At 72.7% G+C, this 18,297-nt stretch carries 12 protein-coding genes; 5 read left to right on the top strand and 7 right to left on the bottom strand.

Annotated features, from left to right (window positions below):
• The first annotated feature begins 69 nt into the window (after positions 1 to 69).
• Together FHS38_RS35695 and FHS38_RS35690 are read left to right on the top strand one after the other, a co-directional pair.
• The gene (locus FHS38_RS35695; protein WP_184737981.1) at positions 70 to 1,854 is read left to right on the top strand and encodes an IucA/IucC family protein; all 1,785 of its coding nucleotides are present in this window, start codon (positions 70 to 72) and stop codon (positions 1,852 to 1,854) included.
• Positions 1,851 to 3,038, top strand: a complete 1,188-nt coding sequence (locus tag FHS38_RS35690; protein ID WP_184737979.1) for a type III PLP-dependent enzyme — start codon at positions 1,851 to 1,853, stop codon at positions 3,036 to 3,038. The genes FHS38_RS35695 and FHS38_RS35690 overlap by 4 nt, the downstream gene beginning before the upstream one ends.
• Before the next feature lie 33 nt (positions 3,039 to 3,071).
• Here the strand turns inward: FHS38_RS35690 and FHS38_RS27465 are convergent, their stop codons facing one another.
• The gene (locus FHS38_RS27465) at positions 3,072 to 4,091 is read right to left on the bottom strand and encodes an ArsR/SmtB family transcription factor (RefSeq protein WP_184737977.1); all 1,020 of its coding nucleotides are present in this window, start codon (positions 4,089 to 4,091) and stop codon (positions 3,072 to 3,074) included.
• A 1,070-nt stretch (positions 4,092 to 5,161) separates the two neighbouring features.
• Between FHS38_RS27465 and asnB the strand changes: the two genes are divergently transcribed.
• Positions 5,162 to 7,021 (top strand): asparagine synthase (glutamine-hydrolyzing), encoded by a 1,860-nt coding sequence (asnB, locus tag FHS38_RS27460; RefSeq protein ID WP_184737975.1) that lies wholly within the window; start codon positions 5,162 to 5,164, stop codon positions 7,019 to 7,021.
• Positions 7,022 to 7,110: 89 nt separating this feature from the next.
• Positions 7,111 to 7,497, top strand: a complete 387-nt coding sequence (locus tag FHS38_RS27455; protein WP_184737973.1) for a GntR family transcriptional regulator — start codon at positions 7,111 to 7,113, stop codon at positions 7,495 to 7,497.
• 30 nt (positions 7,498 to 7,527) lie between these two features.
• Here FHS38_RS27455 and FHS38_RS27450 read toward each other — a convergent pair whose 3' ends face one another.
• On the bottom strand, positions 7,528 to 8,673 hold the full coding sequence (locus tag FHS38_RS27450) for a DUF5925 domain-containing protein (protein ID WP_184737972.1): 1,146 nt from the start codon (positions 8,671 to 8,673) through the stop codon (positions 7,528 to 7,530).
• Positions 8,674 to 8,787: 114 nt separating this feature from the next.
• On the opposite strand from FHS38_RS27450, the gene FHS38_RS27445 reads away from it, so the two are divergent.
• Positions 8,788 to 10,146, top strand: a complete 1,359-nt coding sequence (locus FHS38_RS27445; RefSeq protein ID WP_184737970.1) for a glycoside hydrolase family protein — start codon at positions 8,788 to 8,790, stop codon at positions 10,144 to 10,146.
• A gap of 76 nt (positions 10,147 to 10,222) precedes the next feature.
• Here FHS38_RS27445 and FHS38_RS27440 read toward each other — a convergent pair whose 3' ends face one another.
• From FHS38_RS27440 to FHS38_RS27420, 5 genes are all read right to left on the bottom strand, one after another.
• On the bottom strand, positions 10,223 to 14,065 hold the full coding sequence (locus tag FHS38_RS27440; protein ID WP_373301852.1) for a lipopolysaccharide biosynthesis protein: 3,843 nt from the start codon (positions 14,063 to 14,065) through the stop codon (positions 10,223 to 10,225).
• Entirely contained in the window at positions 14,058 to 14,858 is an 801-nt protein-coding gene (locus FHS38_RS27435; RefSeq protein ID WP_184737968.1) for a polysaccharide deacetylase family protein, read from the bottom strand. Before FHS38_RS27435 ends, FHS38_RS27440 begins: the two co-directional genes overlap by 8 nt.
• A complete protein-coding gene (locus FHS38_RS27430) occupies positions 14,855 to 15,982 on the bottom strand; it encodes a glycosyltransferase family 2 protein (protein WP_184737966.1) in 1,128 nt (375 codons plus the stop codon). Before FHS38_RS27430 ends, FHS38_RS27435 begins: the two co-directional genes overlap by 4 nt.
• Positions 15,979 to 16,797 (bottom strand): glycosyltransferase family 2 protein, encoded by an 819-nt coding sequence (locus tag FHS38_RS27425; protein WP_184737964.1) that lies wholly within the window; start codon positions 16,795 to 16,797, stop codon positions 15,979 to 15,981. The genes FHS38_RS27430 and FHS38_RS27425 overlap by 4 nt, the downstream gene beginning before the upstream one ends.
• Positions 16,798 to 17,202: 405 nt before the next feature.
• Positions 17,203 to 18,297 carry a GNAT family N-acetyltransferase gene (locus tag FHS38_RS27420; protein WP_184737962.1) on the bottom strand — a complete coding sequence of 365 codons (1,095 nt, stop codon included), beginning with the start codon at positions 18,295 to 18,297 and terminating at the stop codon, positions 17,203 to 17,205.

The raw sequence follows: 18,297 nt of genomic DNA, 5'->3' as shown, positions 1-18,297 counted from the left end.
CGGTACCCGCTGCCGCCGACCGCCCCCGCCGGCACCCCCACTGCCCTCCGTACCCGCTGGAGTCGCTGAATGTCCTCCGCGCCCCTTCCCACCTCGCCTCCCCGCTCGCCCCGCTCGTCAGGGGCGCCGCACCGCCCGCAGGCCACCGCCCTCGCGGGCCGGGCGGACGCCGACCACGTCGTCGCGCACACCCTGCTGAACTGCCTGCTCCGCGAGGTGTCCGGCCCCGAGCACCAGACCGCCGTCAGCGACGGACACCTGCTGCTGCGCCTGCCCCGCTGCGGCGCGCTGCTGCGCGTCGCCCTGCGCCGCGCCTCCCTGATCGGCGCCCACCGCTTCACCGGGCCCGTCAGCGCGCAACGCCCCGACGGCTGGGCCGAATTGCCCTGGCAGACCGTCGCCGAGCACATCCACCGCGAGCTGGAACTGCGCACCGGCGTCCGCAACGACGAATTCCTCGCCCAAGTGGCCTCCAGCCACGCGGGCGTGAGCGCCGCCCTCGACGCGGCCCGCCGGGAGAGCGGGACCCCGGGCCGGCGAGGCGCGGACGCCTACATGGACTCGGAGCAGTCCCTGCTCTTCGGCCACCGATTCCACCCCACCCCCAAGGCCCGCACCGGCTCCCTGGCGGACTGGGACCGCTACGCCCCCGAGACCCGCGCCCGCTTCCGGCTCCGCCACCTGGCCGTACGGCGGGAGCACGTCCGCGAGGAGACCGCGACGCCCGGCGCCCTCGCCGCCCTCGACCGGCAGGGCACCGTCCCCGACGGCTACCGACTGCTGCCCGTGCACCCCTGGCAGTACGCCATGCTCCGCGACGACCGGACGCTGCGCGCCGCCATCGGCCGCCGCGACGTCCTCGACCTCGGGCCGCGCGGCGCGGAGTTCGAGCCGACCGCCTCGGTGCGGACGCTCTACGACGGCCGGGACTTCCTCAAGTTCAGCCTGAACATCCGCATCACCAACTGCCTGCGCAAGAACGCCGAGTACGAGCTGACCGGCGCCGTCGCCCTGACCCGGCTGCTGGAGCCCGTCGCCGCCGACCTGGCCGCCCGCTTCCCCGGCACCGACCTGCTGCGCGAGCCCGCCTACCGCACCCTCGACCTCGGCAGCCGCGACCTGGCCGAAGGCTTCGGCGTCATCGTCCGCGAGGGCCTGGACGCCCGGCTCGCCCCCGGCGTCACCGGGCTGCTCGCCGCCGCCGTCGCCGACGAATACCCCACCGGCGGCGCGCAGCTCGCCCGGCTGCCGGCCACCGCCGGCCCGGCGGAGGCACTCGCCTGGTGGGACGCCTACCTCGGCCTGCTCGTCCCGCCCGTGCTCGCCGCCTACTTCGACCACGGCGTCGTCCTCGAACCGCACCTGCAGAACGTCGTCCTCGGCGTCGACGCCGACGGCACCCCCCGGCAGATCCTCTTCCGGGACCTCGAGGGGACCAAACTGCTCCCCGACCGGCACGCCACCGCCCTCGCCACCCTCGCCGACGACGTGGCCCGCCCCATGACGTACGACCGGGAACGCGGCTGGGACCGGGTCGTCTACTGCCTGCTCGTCAACCACCTCGCCGAGATGCTCGCCGCCCTCGCCGACCGGCACCCGCACCTGGAACCGGAGCTGTGGCGCGCCGTGCGCGCGACGCTGGACCGGCGCGCCACCGCCCACGGCGACCCGCCCCCGCTGCGCGCCCTGGTCGCCGGGGTGCCGCTGCCCGCCAAGACCAACCTGCTGACCCGCTGGGAACGCAAGGCCGACCGGGACGCCGGCTACGTCCGCATCGCCTCCCCCCTGGTGCCCGACCTGCTGTCCGCGTTCCCGGGCACCACCCGCACCGAACCCTGGAGTGCCACACCGTGATCACCCCCCGCGCCGCCGCCCGCGCCGCCGGCCTGCCCGCCGACGAACTGCCCGCCTACGTCTACGACCTGGCCGCGCTCGACGACCACGCGCGCGCGATACGGGCCGCCCTGCCCGGCAGCGTCGAGCTGTACTACGCGGCCAAGGCCAACCCCGCCCCGGAGATCCTCCAGGCCCTCGCTCCGCACGTCACCGGGTTCGAGGTCTCCTCCGGCGGTGAACTGGCCCACGTACGCAAGGCCGTCCCCACCCTCCCCGTCGCCTTCGGCGGCCCCGGCAAGACCGAGGCCGAACTGCGGCTCGCCCTCCGCCTGGGCACCCGGCGATTCCACGTGGAGAGCGAGGGCGAACTGCGGCTGCTCGCCGAACTCGCCGACGAACAGCCCGGCGACGCCCCCGTGGACGTGCTGCTGCGCGTCAACCTCCCGGCGGGGGACGACGAGCTGGACGGGGCGGCCCTGGCCATGGGCGGCAGACCCGGCCCCTTCGGCCTCGACCCCCGCCGCGCCGAGGCGTGCCTGCCGCTGCTGCGCGGCAGGAGACTACGGCTGCGCGGCATCCACGCCCATCTGGCCAGCGGACTGAGCGAGGGCGCCCATCTCGTCGTCGCGGCCCGGGTCGCCGACTGGGCGCGCGAGCTGGCCGACCGGCACGGCCTCACCCTCACCGAGATCAACGTCGGTGGCGGCATGGCCGTCGACTACACCCGCCCGGCCGTCCCCTTCGACTGGAACTCCTACGGCGCGGGCCTGCGCGACCTGGCCGTCCGCAACCCCGGACTGACCCTGCGCGTCGAACCCGGCCGGGCGCTCACCGCGTACTGCGGCTGGTACGTCACCGAGGTCCTCGACCTCAAGCACAGCCACGGCGAGGCCTTCGCGATCCTGCGCGGCGGCACCCACCACCTGCGCACCCCCGCCGCCAAACAGCACGACCAGCCCTTCACCGTGCTGCCCGTCGACGCGTGGGAGCGGCCCTGGCCGCGCCCGGCCGCCCTGGACGAGCCGGTGACGCTCGTCGGCCAGCTGTGCACCCCCAAGGACACCCTGGCGCGCCGCGTCCCGGTGGCCGAGCTGCGGGTGGGGGACCGGGTGGCGTTCTCCATGGCCGGCGCGTACGCCTGGAACATCTCGCACCACGACTTCCTGATGCACCCCGCGCCGACCTTCCACTTCTTGGACTGAGGGGGCCTTGGCCCGACCGCCCCCGGGCGGGGGTCACGCCAGGCCGGTGGGCTGTCCGACGGCCAGGCAGGAGTCGCCGTTGAGGAGGTCCACGCCCAGCCCGGTGGCGGTGTGCAGGACGGTCTCCCCGACGCGCCGGGTGCCGATCAGCCCGGCCTGGCGCAGCACGGAGGTGTGATGGCTGACGGTGGCGGGCGAGATGCCCACCCGGCGGGCCACCTCGCCGGTCGTACAGCCCGCCCCGCCCGCGACGGTCTCCAGGACCGCGGCCCTGCGCATCCCCAGCAGGGCCGCCAGCGCCCGCCCCGAGGCCGGCCGGGGCTCCCGCTCGCCGAGCCAGCGCAGATCGTGGGCGATGGGGTAGACCAGCACGGGCGTGAGCTCCCGGTCGCGCAGCAGCGTCGGCGTGGGCCAGCAGAAGAACGAGGGGACGAGCCGCAGGCCGCGTCCGTCGAGATGGAGGTCGCCCCGCACGTGCGGTCCGCGCAGCTCCAGCACCGGCGGGCTCCAGCACAGCGCGGGGTGCAGCGTGGGCAGCAGTCGCGCGCTGCCGCCGGTGAGCAGGGCACGGGTGCGCACCGAGCGGTCGGCGCCCAGCCGGCCCTGGATATGCGCCCAGTGCGGCAGCAGCACCGCCCGGTGGTAGTCGCGCACCGCCTGCGCCAGACCGTCGAGGGTGTCCCGGTCGCCGTCCCCGAGCAGCCGGGTCCAGCGGGCCGGCGGCCGGGTGGCCGACAGCTCCGTCAGATCCTTGCGCAGCCGGACGCGGGGGGTCGAGCGCAGCGCGTCGATGCCGTTCTCCAGCCCGTCGGCCGCGGCGGCGGGGGTGAGGAAGTCGGGGGAGTAGCCGACAGGGGGCGCGAGGTCCAGCAGCCGTCGGTCGACCGTGCCCGGATCGGCGCGGACCTGGCGGCGCCAGCGGGCGAACACGGGCGCCGCGTCGGTGCTCTGCAGCATGTGCAGGCTCAGCAGCACCTCCCACAGCGGATCCGGGTACTGGGCGATCGTGATGCGGGTCAGATCCTCGCTGGTGAAATGGATGCGCAGCGTCATGGCGGCGTCCCTCGTGGCTCGGGATGCCTCGCGCTCCCACGGCGGTGGCCGCGGTTGCCAGGCGTGTCCGTGTGTCCCCCTTGCTGGATGGGACGCCCGGCACACCCATAGGGTTGCTCTGGGTTGACTTTTGGTCACTTTCTGTACACTTTCCGGACGGCTGGGGTCCGGGAGCCGGCCGTCACGGCACGCCCCGTGACCGGGCCGGTGACCACGATCCGGCCCTCGCCCTCCCGCCGCCGGTGCCGCAGGGGCAGCCGGACGGTGTGCTCGCCGCCGCCCCGGCCTGCCCCTCGGCCGCCCCCGGCGTCCCCTGCGCGCCGGGGGCGAGTCGCGCCCCGGCGGGGTCACGGCGACACCCGGACCGGAAGGAGATCGGGTCGTCCGGCTGCGTTCACGACGGCTTCCTTGCCGCGGCTCGGCCCGGTGCCGCGGGCCGGGTCCCCCCGCCCGGCCCGGCGGCAAGACCCACCGTGCCAGGGGGTGCCAGGGAAGAGCCACCTTTTCGACGCCTCTCTAAAGCCGCAGGTCGGGCGGGTTCGGGGGTGGTTTCGAGCCCCGGGGCCCCGCAAGTCCCGGCTGCCCCGGCCGACTCCGGCCTGGTGTGCGACGGGCGGACGGCCCCCTTTCAGGGCCGGACGGGCGCTGTCGGGGCCTACGGTTTCGGCCAGCTCGCGGCCCCGGAACGCCCCGTGCCGCCCCGTCATCCGGACAGGTTGCGCCCGCGGCCGGCGGTCCGCACGTCGCCCGGGCCGTGCCGAACCTCCCTCCGCCCGGCTCGGTGACCGGCGGCCCGAACCGCTGCTCCGCGGGCGCGCGGGCCGCTCGACCGATCACCGGTCAGGGCATGGTGGTCGTCAACGGAAGGGCGGTGGGCCGCACTTCACGGCGGCCTGTGAACGCGTTGGCCGGTTTCCCGGGGTTGGAAACGATCTTAGATGGTGCATGCATCTAGATTGGGCGTACGGTGATCATCGCGATCCGCTCGTGAATCGTCGCGGACCGTGATCGACGAGGGCACAGCCGAACCCGGGCCACCCGGGCGGCCTACCGAGAAGGAGACCGCGACCATGTGCGGGATCACCGGATGGATCTCCTACGACCAGGACCTCAATACCCCCACCACGCGCCGCACGCTCGATGCGATGACCGAGACGATGGTGTGCCGCGGCCCGGACGCCGGAGGCGTCTGGCTGGACACCCACGCCGCTTTGGGCCACCGCCGACTGGCCGTCATCGACATCGAGGGCGGCAAGCAGCCGATGCTCGTCGAGCGCGACGGCCGCACCCTCCTCGCCACCACCTACAGCGGCGAGGTCTACAACTACCGTGAGCTGCGGGCCGAACTCGAGGCCCTGGGCCATGCGTTCCGCACCTCCAGCGACACCGAAGTCGTCCTGCACGCCTATCTCGAATGGGGCGACGCGTTCGCCGAGCGTCTCAACGGCATGTACGCCTTCGCGATCTGGGACCCGCGCACCGAGGAACTCCTCCTGGTCCGCGACCGCATGGGCGTCAAGCCGCTTTACTACCACCCCACCCCCGACGGCGTGCTCTTCGCCTCGGAGGCCAAGGGCATCCTCGCCCACCCCGCCGTCCGCCCCGCCGTGGACGCCGAGGGCCTCGCCGAGCTGATATCGAACACCAAGACCCCCGGCCACGCCGTCTACAAGGGCATGTACGAACTGCGCCCCGGCCACCTCGCGCGCATCCGCCGCGACGGCCTCACCGTCCGGCGCTACTGGGCGCTGGAGGCGCGGGAGCACACCGACGACCTGGGCGCCACCGTCCGCCACATACGCGAGCTGCTCGACGACATCGTCGCCCGCCAGCTCATCGCCGACGTCCCGCTGTGCACCCTGCTCTCCGGCGGGCTCGACTCCTCCGCCATCACCGCGCTCGCGGCGAAGGGCCTGGCCGACGCGGGCCGCGGCCCGGTGCGTTCGTTCTCCGTCGACTTCGCCGGCCACACCGAGAACTTCACCCCCGACCAGATGCGGCCCACCCCCGACGGCCCGTACGCGCACGCCCTCGCGGCGCACGTGGGCTCCGACCATTCCGACATCGTCCTCGACACCGCCGCCCTGATGGACCCGGCCCATCGCGCGGCGGTCCAGTCCGCCCGCGATCTGCCGCTGGCCTTCGGCGACGGCGACACCTCGCTCTACCTGCTGTTCAAGGCGATCCGCGAACAGTCCACCGTGGCCCTCTCCGGCGAGTCCGCCGACGAACTCTTCGGCGGCTACCACTGGTTCCACGACCCCGAGCTCGTGGCGGCCGACACCTTCCCGTGGATCGCGGCCGGCATCGCCGACCGCTTCTCGGGCCCGCGCAGCGGCGGCCGTGTCGCCCTCCTCGACCCGGGCTTCCTCGGCAAGCTCGACGTGGACGCCTACCGGGACGCGCGCTACCGCGAAGCCCTCGCCGAGGTGCCCCGGCTGGCCGGCGAGAGCGGCCGGGAGCGGCGCATGCGCGAGGTCTCGTACCTGCACCTGACCCGGTTCGTGAACCTCCTCCTCGACCGCAAGGACCGCGCCAGCATGGCCGTCGGCCTCGAGGTCCGGGTGCCGTTCTGCGACCACCGCCTGGTCGAATACGTCTTCAACACCCCCTGGGCGATGAAGACCTTCGACGGCCGGGAGAAGTCCCTGCTGCGCGCCGCCACCCGCGACACGCTGCCCGACATCGTCGCCGACCGGGTGAAGAGCCCCTACCCGAGCACCCAGGACCCGCGCTACGCGGCCGCCCTCCGCACCGAGCTGAAGCGGGTCATGGCCGACCGGGACGCGCCCGTACGCCCGCTGCTCGACACCGGGACCGTCGCGCAGGCGCTCGCCGACGACGCGGGCGAGTCCTTCCGGACCGGTACGGAACTGGTCCTCGGCATCGACTCCTGGCTGCGCACCCACGACACGACCCTGGAGGTGTAGCAGGGCCGGGCATTGCCCGAGGACCGGGCACGGTGGGTCTCCGAGGCGCACAATGGGTGGCACCACCTCGCCCAGCCAGGAGTCCCACCGTGGCCTTGCAACTGACCGTCGACCCGGACGCGGCCGAACCGCCCTACGAGCAGATCCGCGCCCGCATCGCCGACCGGGCCCGCTCCGGCGCGCTCCCCGTGGGCTACAAACTCCCGACCGTACGGGGCTTCGCCGAAGAGCTGGGCCTGGCCGCCAACACCGTGGCCAAGGCCTACCGCGCGCTCGAAGCGGACGGGGTGATCGAGACCCGGGGCCGCAACGGCACCTTCATCGCGGCCCCCGGCGACGCCGCCGACCGGGAGGCGGCCGCGGCCGCCCAGGCCTTCGCCCAGCGCGCCCACCGGCTGGGTCTGGACCGGGCGGCCGCGCTCGCCGCCGTCGAGGACGCGCTGCGCGCCGCGTACGACGGCGGGGACCAGCGGTAGAGCCCGACCGGCCCTGCCCCCGGGGCCGGTCTACAGATAGAGCCCCGAGTCCGCCCCGTCGTGCTGCGCGGGCACCGACGCGGGACCGCTGCCCCGCCGCAGCGCGAACAGCTCCGCGAGCGTCGCCCCCTCCCGGCCGACGCCCTCCTCCCTGCCGAGCCAGTTGACCGCCTCCGGGCGGGTCAGCGAGCCCACCTCGATCCGGGCGAGACAGCGGCCGGGACGTACGACGGCGGGGTGCAGCCGCTCCAGGTCCTCGTTGGTGGTCACGCCGACGAGGACGTTGCGGCCCTGGCCGAGCAGACCGTCCGTGAGGTTCAGCAGCCGCGACAGCGCCTGCCCGGCGGTGTGTTTGGCCTCGCCCCGGATCAGCTCGTCGCAGTCCTCCAGGAGCAGCAGCCGCCAACGGCCCTTCGCCGTGCCGTCGTCCTCACCGATCGCGATGTCCATCAGATAGCCGACGTCGTTGAACAGCCGCTCCGGGTCGAGCACGCAGTCCACCTGGCACCAGTCCCGCCACGAGCGGGCCAGGGTGCGCAGCGCGGAGGTCTTGCCCGTGCCCGGCGGGCCGTGCAGGAGCAGCAGGCGGCCGGCGATGTCATCCGGGGTGATCTTCATCAGCCGGTCCATGGCGTCCGCCACCGGCGCGGTGTAGTTCGGACGCACCTCCTCCCACGTACCGGCGGAGATCTGCCGGGTGGTGCGGTGCGGGCCGCGCCGCGGGGAGACGTACCAGAAGCCCATGGTGACGTGCTCGGGCTGGGGCTCGGGCTCGTCCTCCGCGCCCGAGACCGCCTGGTCCAGCACCTTCTTGGCCAGCTCGTCCGTGGCCGCCGTCACCGACACGTCCGCGCCCCGGCTCCAGCGGGAGATCAGCAGCGTCCAGCCGTCGCCCTCCGCGAGGGTCGCGCTGCGGTCGTCGTCCCGCGCGGCGCGCACCACGCGGGCGGACGGTGGCAGCAGCGTCACCCCGGTCTTGACGCGGTCCACGGAGTGGCTGTGCGCGTACGGCTGCTCGCCGGTGGCGAACCGGCCGAGGAAGAGGGCGTCGATGACGTCGGACGGTGAGTCGCTGTCATCCACGTTCAGCCGGATGGGCAGGGACTTCTCCGTCGGGGTGGTGTCCGGTTCGGCGGGCAGGGCCTGCCTCCTGGCAGCGGGGCGGTCGGCACACATGCCGCCCATGATCCGGCACGGGCCGCCCGTGCGCACCATGGTTTTCCCCGGTTCCGTCGTAGTTACCCGGTAAATCGCCGCACACCGATTCCCGCGCCGATACTCTGGCCGGTGATGGGACGTCATGAGACGAGCAGGCGGTTGTCCCGGGCGGGTCGGTGGGGATTCACCGCACTGCTCGGTCTCACCCTGCTCGTGCTCGCGCTGCTGGTGGCCATGTGCGGCGGCGTCCTCCAGCCGCGCGGCGGTGACGCGGACACCCGCCGGGACGCGGCCGTCGGCTGGGGGTTCACGCACACGCAGTACAGCGCCGACCACGGCGACGCCGATGCCCGCAAGGCCGCCGGCCGGCTCCTCGCCGCCGGCCCCCTGTCGCAGAACCAGCACATCATGGGCTGGGGGGTGGACAACCCCGAGCCCAAGCCCGGCGCGTACAACTTCGCCGACCTGGACCGGCGTGTCGCGCTGATGCGAAGAACGGCCGGGACGCCGGTGCTCACGCTGTGCTGCGCCCCCGACTGGATGAAGGGCGGCGGGCAGCGGACCGACTGGTCCCAGAAATCATTGGAGACGGCGCCCGACCGTAAATATTACAAAGATTTCGCGAAACTCGCCGGAGTGGTGGCCAAGCGCTATCCGGACGTACGTCATTTCATCGTCTGGAACGAACTCAAGGGTTTCTTCGACGAATCCAAGAACCGCTGGGACTACGAGGGCTATACGGAGCTGTACAACCTTGTCCACGCCGAACTGAAGAAGCAGAACAAGAACAACCTCGTCGGCGGCCCGTACGTCGTCATGGACAGCGAGGCCCCCGGATCCAAGGCCAACGCGTCGTCGCTGAGAGGCCCCTGGGGGGTCGTCGACCAGCGGTCCGTCGACGCCGTCACGTACTGGAACAAGCACAAGGCCGGAGCCGACTTCGTCGTGGTCGACGGCTCCAGCTATACGCGCGAGAGCGATCAGTTCCACCCCGACGAATTCGGCGCCACCGCCAAGTTCGCCGATGTCACGACCTGGCTCAGGAAGACCACCGGGCTGCCGGTCTGGTGGGCCGAGTGGTACGTGGAGCCCGCCGACGGCAATGACGACCGAAGGGGGTGGACCGAACAGCACCGTCTCGCCGTCCAGGCCACCGCGATGATGCAGCTGGCCGGCTCGGGCGCCTCCGCGGCCTTCTACTGGAACCCGCAGGAGAAGAGCGCCGACTGCCCCGGCTGTCTGTGGCGCAGCACCGAACTGGCCGGCGGGGGGAAGGAGCTGCCGATGATGAAGCTGCTGACCCGGTTCGCCAAGGACTTCCCGCCCGGTGCGGACTACCGCGAGGTCGACATCGACGACAGCTCACGCGTCCGCGCGCTCGCGACGGACAGGACGCTGCTGGTCGTCAACACCCAGAACCGGGCCGTATCGACCCGGGTGGACGGCCGCCGCTTCGACCTGAAGGCGTACGAGGTCCGCTGGGAGTCGTAGCCGGGGCGCGGGGACGCTGCACCGCCGGGTGCCGGTGAGACGGACGCCGGCCCACCTCACCGGCGCCCGGCGCCCGTCAGGACATCGTCGTGAGCCGTACGACCAACGACACCAGCAGCAGTACCAACAGCGGCAGCGCGAACCAGTACGAACCCTGCAGCCACCGCAGTTGCCGCACGCCCGGCCGGGCCGCTACCCGCGACAGCTCCCGCGCCGTGAGCAGCACCATCAGCGCCAGTGCCGCCAGCCCGCCGATCACCGACATCGGTGTCCACGTCACCCGCGGCCCGGCCGGGCCCGGCCGGGGCTCCGGGACCTCGCCGGGGGACTGCCGGGACAGTTCGTACAACACCGCGTCGTCGTTGGACAGCACCCGGCGCAGTTCGGGCCGCCGGTCGAGTGCGCGCAGCAGCCGCGGCTCCCAGTTCACGGCGTAGCCCGCGTCCAGCTGGAGGGTCACGGACTGGCCGCGGTTGACCATGAGGTAGGAGTTGGGCCCGGCCTTCCGCAGCGCGTCGACCAGGCTGTCCACCAGGACCGGATCGCGCGGCGCCTGCGTCGGTTCGTACGTCACCCGCTCCATGTCACGGGCGCCCCACGGCATCGCGGGCGTCACGCTGTTGACGGGGTCCTGGCTCATCCACAGCAGCCGCACGGTCGGCCTGTCGTGCTCGTACACGTACTCCATCGCGGCGACCTCACCCGGCCGTACCCGCTCGAAGGGCTCGTTGCCCCAACGCGCCACCAGGAAGCCGAAGATGAGGACGAGCCCCGCCAGCAGTGCGGCGAGCGGCCCCGTGGCGGCACGGCCGCGTGTCGCGCCCGTGCGCGGGAAGACCGCGAGGGCTGCGAGGACGCAGGCGCCGGGCAGCGCGAACAGGAAGACCCGCAGGGCCACTTCGCCGCCGTACGACTGCATGCCGAAGGCGAGGAAGGGGACGGCGGTCAGGACCAGGAGCGCGGTGTCGGCGCGACCGGACCGCCGGCGGCGCCACCAGCCGAACGCGGCGAAGGCCAGCACACCGCCCGCGAGCGCGACCCGGGTGTACAGCACCAGCTTGTGGGTGCTGCTGCCGCCTTCGATGCGGCCCGAGACGGACGAGGAGACATTGCCGCCCAGCGAGCCCAGGCCGCCGAACAGCTCGTCGAAGTGACCCGACCAGTACGGCTCCGCCAGGAACCCCACCCACACCGCCAGCATCACACCGCACAGCAGTGGCAGTCCGGTCAGCGTCGAGCGGCGGGTGAGCACCAGAACGGTCAGCACGCCCAGCATCACGAAGGGGGTCAGCTGATGGCTGGCCACCGAGGCCGCGAACAGGGCGATGAGCAGCGCCAGCAGCACCCCTTGCTGGCGACGGCCGGCGGGTGCGACCTCGGCCTCGCCCGGCAGCAGCTTGCCGCCCAGCTGCCGGGGCCAGCGGAACCACACCAGCAGCACGGCCACGAAGAGCAGATAGATGAAGTAGTTCAGCGCCTGGGGCGAGAAGTAGTCCTGTCCGACCCAGCCGCACAGGGCGAACAGCCACACCGCCGTCCACTTGGCCCGCCAGCTCGCCCGCACGGCTCTCAGCAGCAGCGCCAGCGGCGCGAGGCACAGCAGCTGAACGGTCAACGGCCACCAGCGGAGCACCTCCGTGAGGTCGCTCAGCCCACAGGCCCGGGCGGCGAGGGCGGCGAGGGCGAAGAAGCCGGGCCAGCTCCAGCGGGCGTCGAGGTCCGGCGCGGCCGTCCCGGACCGGTCGATGTAGTCCAGGAAGCCGAGGTGCTGCCAGGCCGTCGCGAAGCGCGGCTGGTCCTCCAGCACCGCGGGCACGGCGTGCAGGGACACCACCGTCAGCAGCAGGACGGCGGTCAGCAGCCCGCGGCGCGGCCGGTCCAGCCACAGCGCGGACGCGAACGACACCACCAGCAGCGCGGCCCCCAGCACCGTCGCCACGGGGAGCACGGACACCAGCCCGAGCCCGCCCATGCCGTCCAGATCGGACTCGCCGAGGGACCGCAGCGGCACCCAGTACAACGCCAGGGCGGCGCCGAACAGCAGCCAGATCCCGGCCTCCGGGCCCCGCCACCACGGCCTGCGCGCCCCCGGCAGCGTACGGGCGACCACGGTGGGCGGCGTCCCCGAGCCCTCGGGAAGCGCGGAGACGTCGGAGGCCGCGGAGACGGACGCGGCGGTCGAGGCCGAGGAGGTACCGGTCGGCCCTGTCGAAGGGGCCGCCGCGGACGCCGCGGACGTGCCGCCCGACGCCGCGGCGGCGACGGAGGCGGGCGCCGAGGCGGCGGCCGCCGTACGCGGCTCGTCCGGCTCGGTGGGGACTGCGGAGGACATCGGTACCGCCTCGGGGGTGTGCCGGAGATCGGGGCGCCTCTCCAAGTGGTCGAAGTCCAGCCGCACGCCCAGCGGCATCGTGTCCGCGTCCAGCGCGGCGCGCAGCGCCCACCGGGTGCCGTAACCGCCGCCGTCGCGCTCCGCTCCGGCCGCCGCCCCGCGGCCGTGCCTAAAACCCTGGCGGAAACCCCGCCGGTCGCCGTGGACCGCCAGATCCGCGAGATCGCCGTCGGGCGCGGCGCCGGGGGCGCGGGGCGGGGAGTCCGCCGACGCGTCCTTGAGGATCCTGCGGAGCCTGACCGCCGAGATCGAGGCGATCACCGCGAGGCTGACGACCTCCGCGATGCCCGCACCCGCCAGCCTCAGTCGGGGGAGCAGCAGCAGTGTCAGCCCCAGCACCAGGACGCACAGCAGCCCCTGGAGATAGGCGAGCCCGGCCGTCCGGCTCTGGGCCCGCAGCACCGCGAAGTACACCTCCATCACCACCCGCAGCGCAGCCCCCACGGCGAACCACCGCAGCAGCGGCGTGGCCGCGTCCGCGTACCCCTGCCCGAAGACCCGCAGGACGTAGGGCGCGAGGAGGAAGAGCAGCACACAGACCGGGACCATGATCTTGGCCATCCGGCGCAGCGCCGCCCGGCAGTTCTCCGCGAGCCGGGCCGGGTCGTGCGAGCCCTCGACGGTCAGGGAGGCGCCCATGTTGATGGCGAGCAGGTTCACCGTGCCACCGATGGTGGTGGCGATGTAGAAGTACGCGTTGTTGGTGGAGCTGACCTGCGAGGCGACGATCACCGGCACCAGATAGACCACGGCCAGTGAGAACAGCGACCCGGTGTAGTCCCCGGCCAGGAAGCGGCCCATCTCCCGGTAGGTGGGGGGCCGGGCCGTCTTCGCGGTCGCCAGGGCGTGCCGCGGCGCCAGCCGGCGGAAGACCAGCCAGCCCAGCGGCAGCACCGACACACCGATGGAGACGACCCAGGAGGTGAACACCCCGGACGCCGGCAGCACCGCCGCCAGCGCCACCAGCAGCGCGAGCTTCGCCGCGGAGAACACCGTATTGCCCACCGGCACCCAGAACGCGCTGCGCAGCCCGGTCAGCACCCCGTCCTGGAGGGTGAGGAGGGACCAGGCGACGACGGCGACGACGAACCCGAGACCGGGCAGCAATCCGTGCAACGAGCGGTAGGAGGGACCCCAGAGGTCCAGTGTGGACAGGAAGACGCAGGCCGCGACGGCGACGACGGCCGAACTCCCCGCGTACGTACGCAGGACGAGCCGGCCCGTCGACCGTCCGGCCACGGGGATGAAGCGGGCCAGCGCCCCGGTGAGGGTGATCGCGGTGAGCCCCGCGAGCAGCTTCATCGCGGCGATGGCCGCGGACCCCTGGCCGACCGCGGTCGGGGTGTAGTACCGGGCGGCTATCAGCCAGTAGCCCACGCCGAGGACGGCACTGATGCCCGTATTGAGCATCAGGGCGAAGGCGTTGCGGAACAGTGGACTGCTGCCGCCGCGCCCCGGGAGCCGCAGTCTGCGGCTCACCGGACTCTGCGCCTCCCGTTCCTCGGCCCGGGTGGACGTGTCAGACACGGACTTCGCTTACCTTCCTCATGATCTGTCGAGTTCTGCGAACCATGGCGTAACCCTTGGTCAACGCGCGGTCCCCGGCGAAGTGACGGCCGATGTCCCGGCCTTCGACGAGTTGTTCGAACTCGTCGATCGTCGTCGAGCGGCCCACGGTGACGCGCTCCAGTGCGTACGGCCCCTGCCGCCGCGCGGCCAGGGCGTTGCCCACGGCCAGCGAGACGCCGAAGCCGGCCGTCCGCACGGCGCTCCGCACCCGACGGCTCGAATAGCCGTAGGGATAGGCGAAGGACACCGGCGGACGGCCGAGCTCCAGCGTCAGTACGTCCCGGCAGCGTTCCACCTCGAACCGCAGCGTGTCATCGGCGAGTTGGTCGAGCTGTGGGTGGGTGTGACTGTGACCGCCGATCTCCAGCCCCGCCCCGGCCAGCTCGCGGACCTGGTCCCAGGTGAGCATGAGATCCAGCGCCCCACCGGTCTCGTGCTCCCCGCGCACCCACCCCGTGGAGGCGAACAGCGTCGCCGCGAAGCCGTGCTCGACGAGGACGGGGAGGGCGTAGCGGTGCACGCCCTCGTAGCCGTCGTCGAAGGTGATCAGGACCGGATCCGGGGGCAGCGCGAGGCCGTCGCGCCAGGCGGTTGCCAGCTGGTCGGCGGTCAGCGGGGTGAAACCCCGCTCGGCGAGCAGCCGCATCTGCTCGCCGAACGCGGCCGGTGACACCGACAGCGCGTGTGCCGCGCGCGAGGGCGTGTGCGCCACCGCGTGATACATCAGTATGGGGACCGGACCACCGTTCATGCCTCGGTCCCCTCCTTGGCCGGTTCCGTCACGGGACCGGCCGCGGCCGGTCCCTCCGGGGCGGCGGACCGCCCCGGACCGCCCGCCGGCCCGGTGTGGGCCCCGGCGCCCGGTACGGTCGCCGGCGCGAACCGCTCGCCGCCCCGGCGCGCCCGCACGCTGCCGAGCGCGTAGCCCCCGGCCGCCGCGGCCACGCCGGCCACGATCGCCCCCGCCCTACCCGCGCCCCCGGGCCGGCCGAGCAGCGCGTCGCGGACCCCGCGCGCGATGCCCGCGGGCAGCACGCGCGTGGTGTACCGGCGCTCCGTCTCCAACCCCGCCCGGGCGCCCACGCTCCGCGCCACGAGCGCCTTGGACAGGCCCTCTGCGAACGCGCGGGTGCGGAAGTAGGCGAACCGTTCACGCGCGGCGGGCACCCGGTGGTGGATCACCGAGCGGTCGTCGATCAGCAGCACCGCGTCCGGTACGGCCCGGGTCAGCCGGATGCACAGCTCCGTCTCCTCGCAGCCCAGCGGCAGCCGGTTGCCGTCGCGGCCGATGCCGTTGGCGAAGCCGCCCACGGCGGTCAGCGCCGACCTGCGGAAGGAGGCGTTGCCGCCGAGGACGTTGCGGACCTCGGTCCGGCCGGGCGGCAACCCCAGATACGTACAGCCCACGACCCAGTCGAACTCGGCCGGGAACCACACGGGTCTGCGCCGGGACTCCCACACGGGGAGGGTGCGGCCGCCCACCGCCATGACCCGCGGGTCGGCGTAGGCCTCGGCGAAATACCGCAGCCAGTCCCGCTCGGCCACCGCGTCGTCGTCGAGGAAGGCGATCACCTCGCCCGTCGACGCCGCGATGCCGGTGTTGCGGCCCGCCGACAGACCGCGGGGGCCCGCGTTCGCGAGCACCCGCACCCGGTCCGGCGCGCCCCCGGCGCCGTCGTCGCCGAAGGTCTTGGCGAGCCGCCGCAGGAGGGCGGGATTGTGGTCCACGACGATCAGCGTCTCCAGCGCGGGCCGTGACTGATCGCGCACCGAGGACACCGCCGCGAGGATGTCGTCCCACCGGTCCTCGGTGTAGACACAGATGACCACCGAGACGTCAGGCGCCCCACCCGGCCCGGCCGGTGGAGGTTTCAAGACACCTCCCCCCGGCTCGCGGCCGGCGCGATCGCGAGCCGCGGTGGGCGGCTTCGGAGTCGCTTTGCACCGTGTTCACGCAGAATCACATGCAGCACCCGTAGTCCGTCGCGCACGGCCCGTAGATTGCTGGTGCCGTGGATGCGGACGAACTCATGGCTGGGAATCTCCTGTACCCGCAGCCCCGCTTTGGCCACTCTGATGTTCATCAACGTCTCCACCTCGAACCCCGCGCAGTCCAGGGCGAGTTCGTCCAGGCAGCGCTTCCAGAACGCGTTGTAGCCGTAGCACAGATCGGTGTAGCGCGCCCCGAACTTGTGATTGACGATGGAGGTCAGGACCCGGTTGCCGAGCTTCCGGATCGGAGTCATGTCGTCAGTGCCGCCCCCGTTGGCGAACCGAGAGCCCTTGGCGAAGTCCGCGCCACCGACGAGCGCGGAGACATAGCTGACGATCTCGTTGCCGTCCGCGGAGCCGTCCGCGTCGACCATGACGATGATCTCGCCCGTGCAGGCCGCGAAGCCCGTGATCAGGGCATCCCCCTTGCCCTTGCCGAGCTGTTCGACGACCTTGACGTCCGGCCACAGGTCGCGGGCGACCTGCACGGTGTCGTCGGTCGAATTGCCGTCGACGAGGACCACTTCGTGAATCCACTCGGGCAGCGTCTTGAACACGTACGGAAGGTTCTCCGCCTCGTTCATCGCCGGGATGACGACGCTGACCGGCGGTGCGATCGCGAAATGTGAGGTGACCGGGCGGTAGCGACCGCTTATCAATGGATCTTGATCGGCCGCCGGGCGCAGAAAAGAACTCATGTACTGTCTCCCTCTCGTCCGGTGGACCGCCCGCCCAGAGCGGTCCGGTGGTTTTCCGGGTCGAAAAGGGGGTACTCACCTTGCCCCGAACGGCATGGATCGCCGTACGGACAGGGTGAGTTGGCAAGTGTTGCTGGCCGCGCGGCACGCGACTCGGCACGCTGTGAAGGCCGAGCGCGGCTACCCCCTACCGCGCCCCGCTCCGGACACCATCGCGACGCTTGAGCCCTCCCCTAGTGCCGCTTTGCATGATGGGCCGTTGCGGGTGGATGTACGACGGTATTGATGCTTGAGACTGTATGGCAAGAGCTCCCGCGGTGACTCCTCCTTTGGTGTTTTTCCGCCGGGTTCGAGGTGTCGGGTATTGGTGATCTGTGTCGACGGCGCATTCGAATCTCGTGCGCCTCAACTACCTTCGCGCAGGCTTCCCATGCGTTTGAGAAGCCGGTCGGCCGGCTCGAAGAGACCGGGCCGGGACACCACGGTGTTGCGGAGCGCCCGTATGGGCGCCCGGCGTGCGCGGTGTCCGAAGGCCACCGGGTGACGGCGCATCACCCACCCCTCGCACACGATGAGTTCACGTGTCTTGAGGGAGTCCTTGTACTCCTTCTCGCCCCGCCCCAGGTCCACGTAGCCCAGGCCCTCCGCGGCGGCCCCTTCCGCCATCCGCAGATGCAGCAGCAGCCCGGGGGAGTACCTCCCGAACTCCGGGTCGTACGCGGGGAACCAGCAGGACAGCACCGTCCGCGAGCGCGGCCCGAAGTGCGCCGCGACCGGCCGCCCGCCCGCGTAGAGCACCGACAGCAGACCCGCGAACGACTCGGTGCGGGTGTGGAAGAGCTGATCGACCAGCCGGCAGATCCAAGGGCGCGCGAACCGGTCGCTGCGCCCCGTTCTTCGATACTGCGCCGACTTCCATCCGATCAGCTTCCGCAGGACGGCCGGATCGCGTTCGTCGTGCACGTACCGCACCTCGCCGACGTTCCGGGCGAGCCTGCGCTCCTTGGCGCGGGTGGCGCGGACGAACTTCGGCCGCTGCTTGCGCAGCGCCGTCAGATACCGCTCGAAGCCCTGGTCCACATCGATGACGGGCGAGGCGAACGACCCGGAGGACGCCACCTCGAACGGCTTCTGCCCCTCCACCAAGTGGTCGAACTCCCAGACGGACAGCCCGCAGGCGTGCAGCAAATCCCGTGCGTCCCACTGGAATCCGGGTCGGTGGATCAGGCCCTGGGCGTCGGAGACACCGAGGCCGATCGCCCGGCCCACCCCCAACGAGCTGCGCTGGTAAGGGAAGAAGGCCACCGGCTCGCCGTCCTCCCGCACGACCGCGATCCGCGCGCCGTGCCGTGACCTGCCGACCGCGAGCGTGAACTCCGGTGCGAGAAAGGGGTTCGCGAGCTGGGGCGACCCGTCGAGGGCGGCTTGCCGCTGCATGGCGGACCATGCCGCCCGGTCCGCCGCCGTGAGGTCACCGGGTCGGTACACCCTGATGTCCAC

The organism is Streptomyces netropsis (assembly GCF_014203545.1).
Lineage (GTDB): Bacteria > Actinomycetota > Actinomycetes > Streptomycetales > Streptomycetaceae > Streptomyces > Streptomyces netropsis.
Note: the sequence above shows the minus strand (reverse complement) of the source record. Positions and strands in the feature narration are given on the sequence as shown.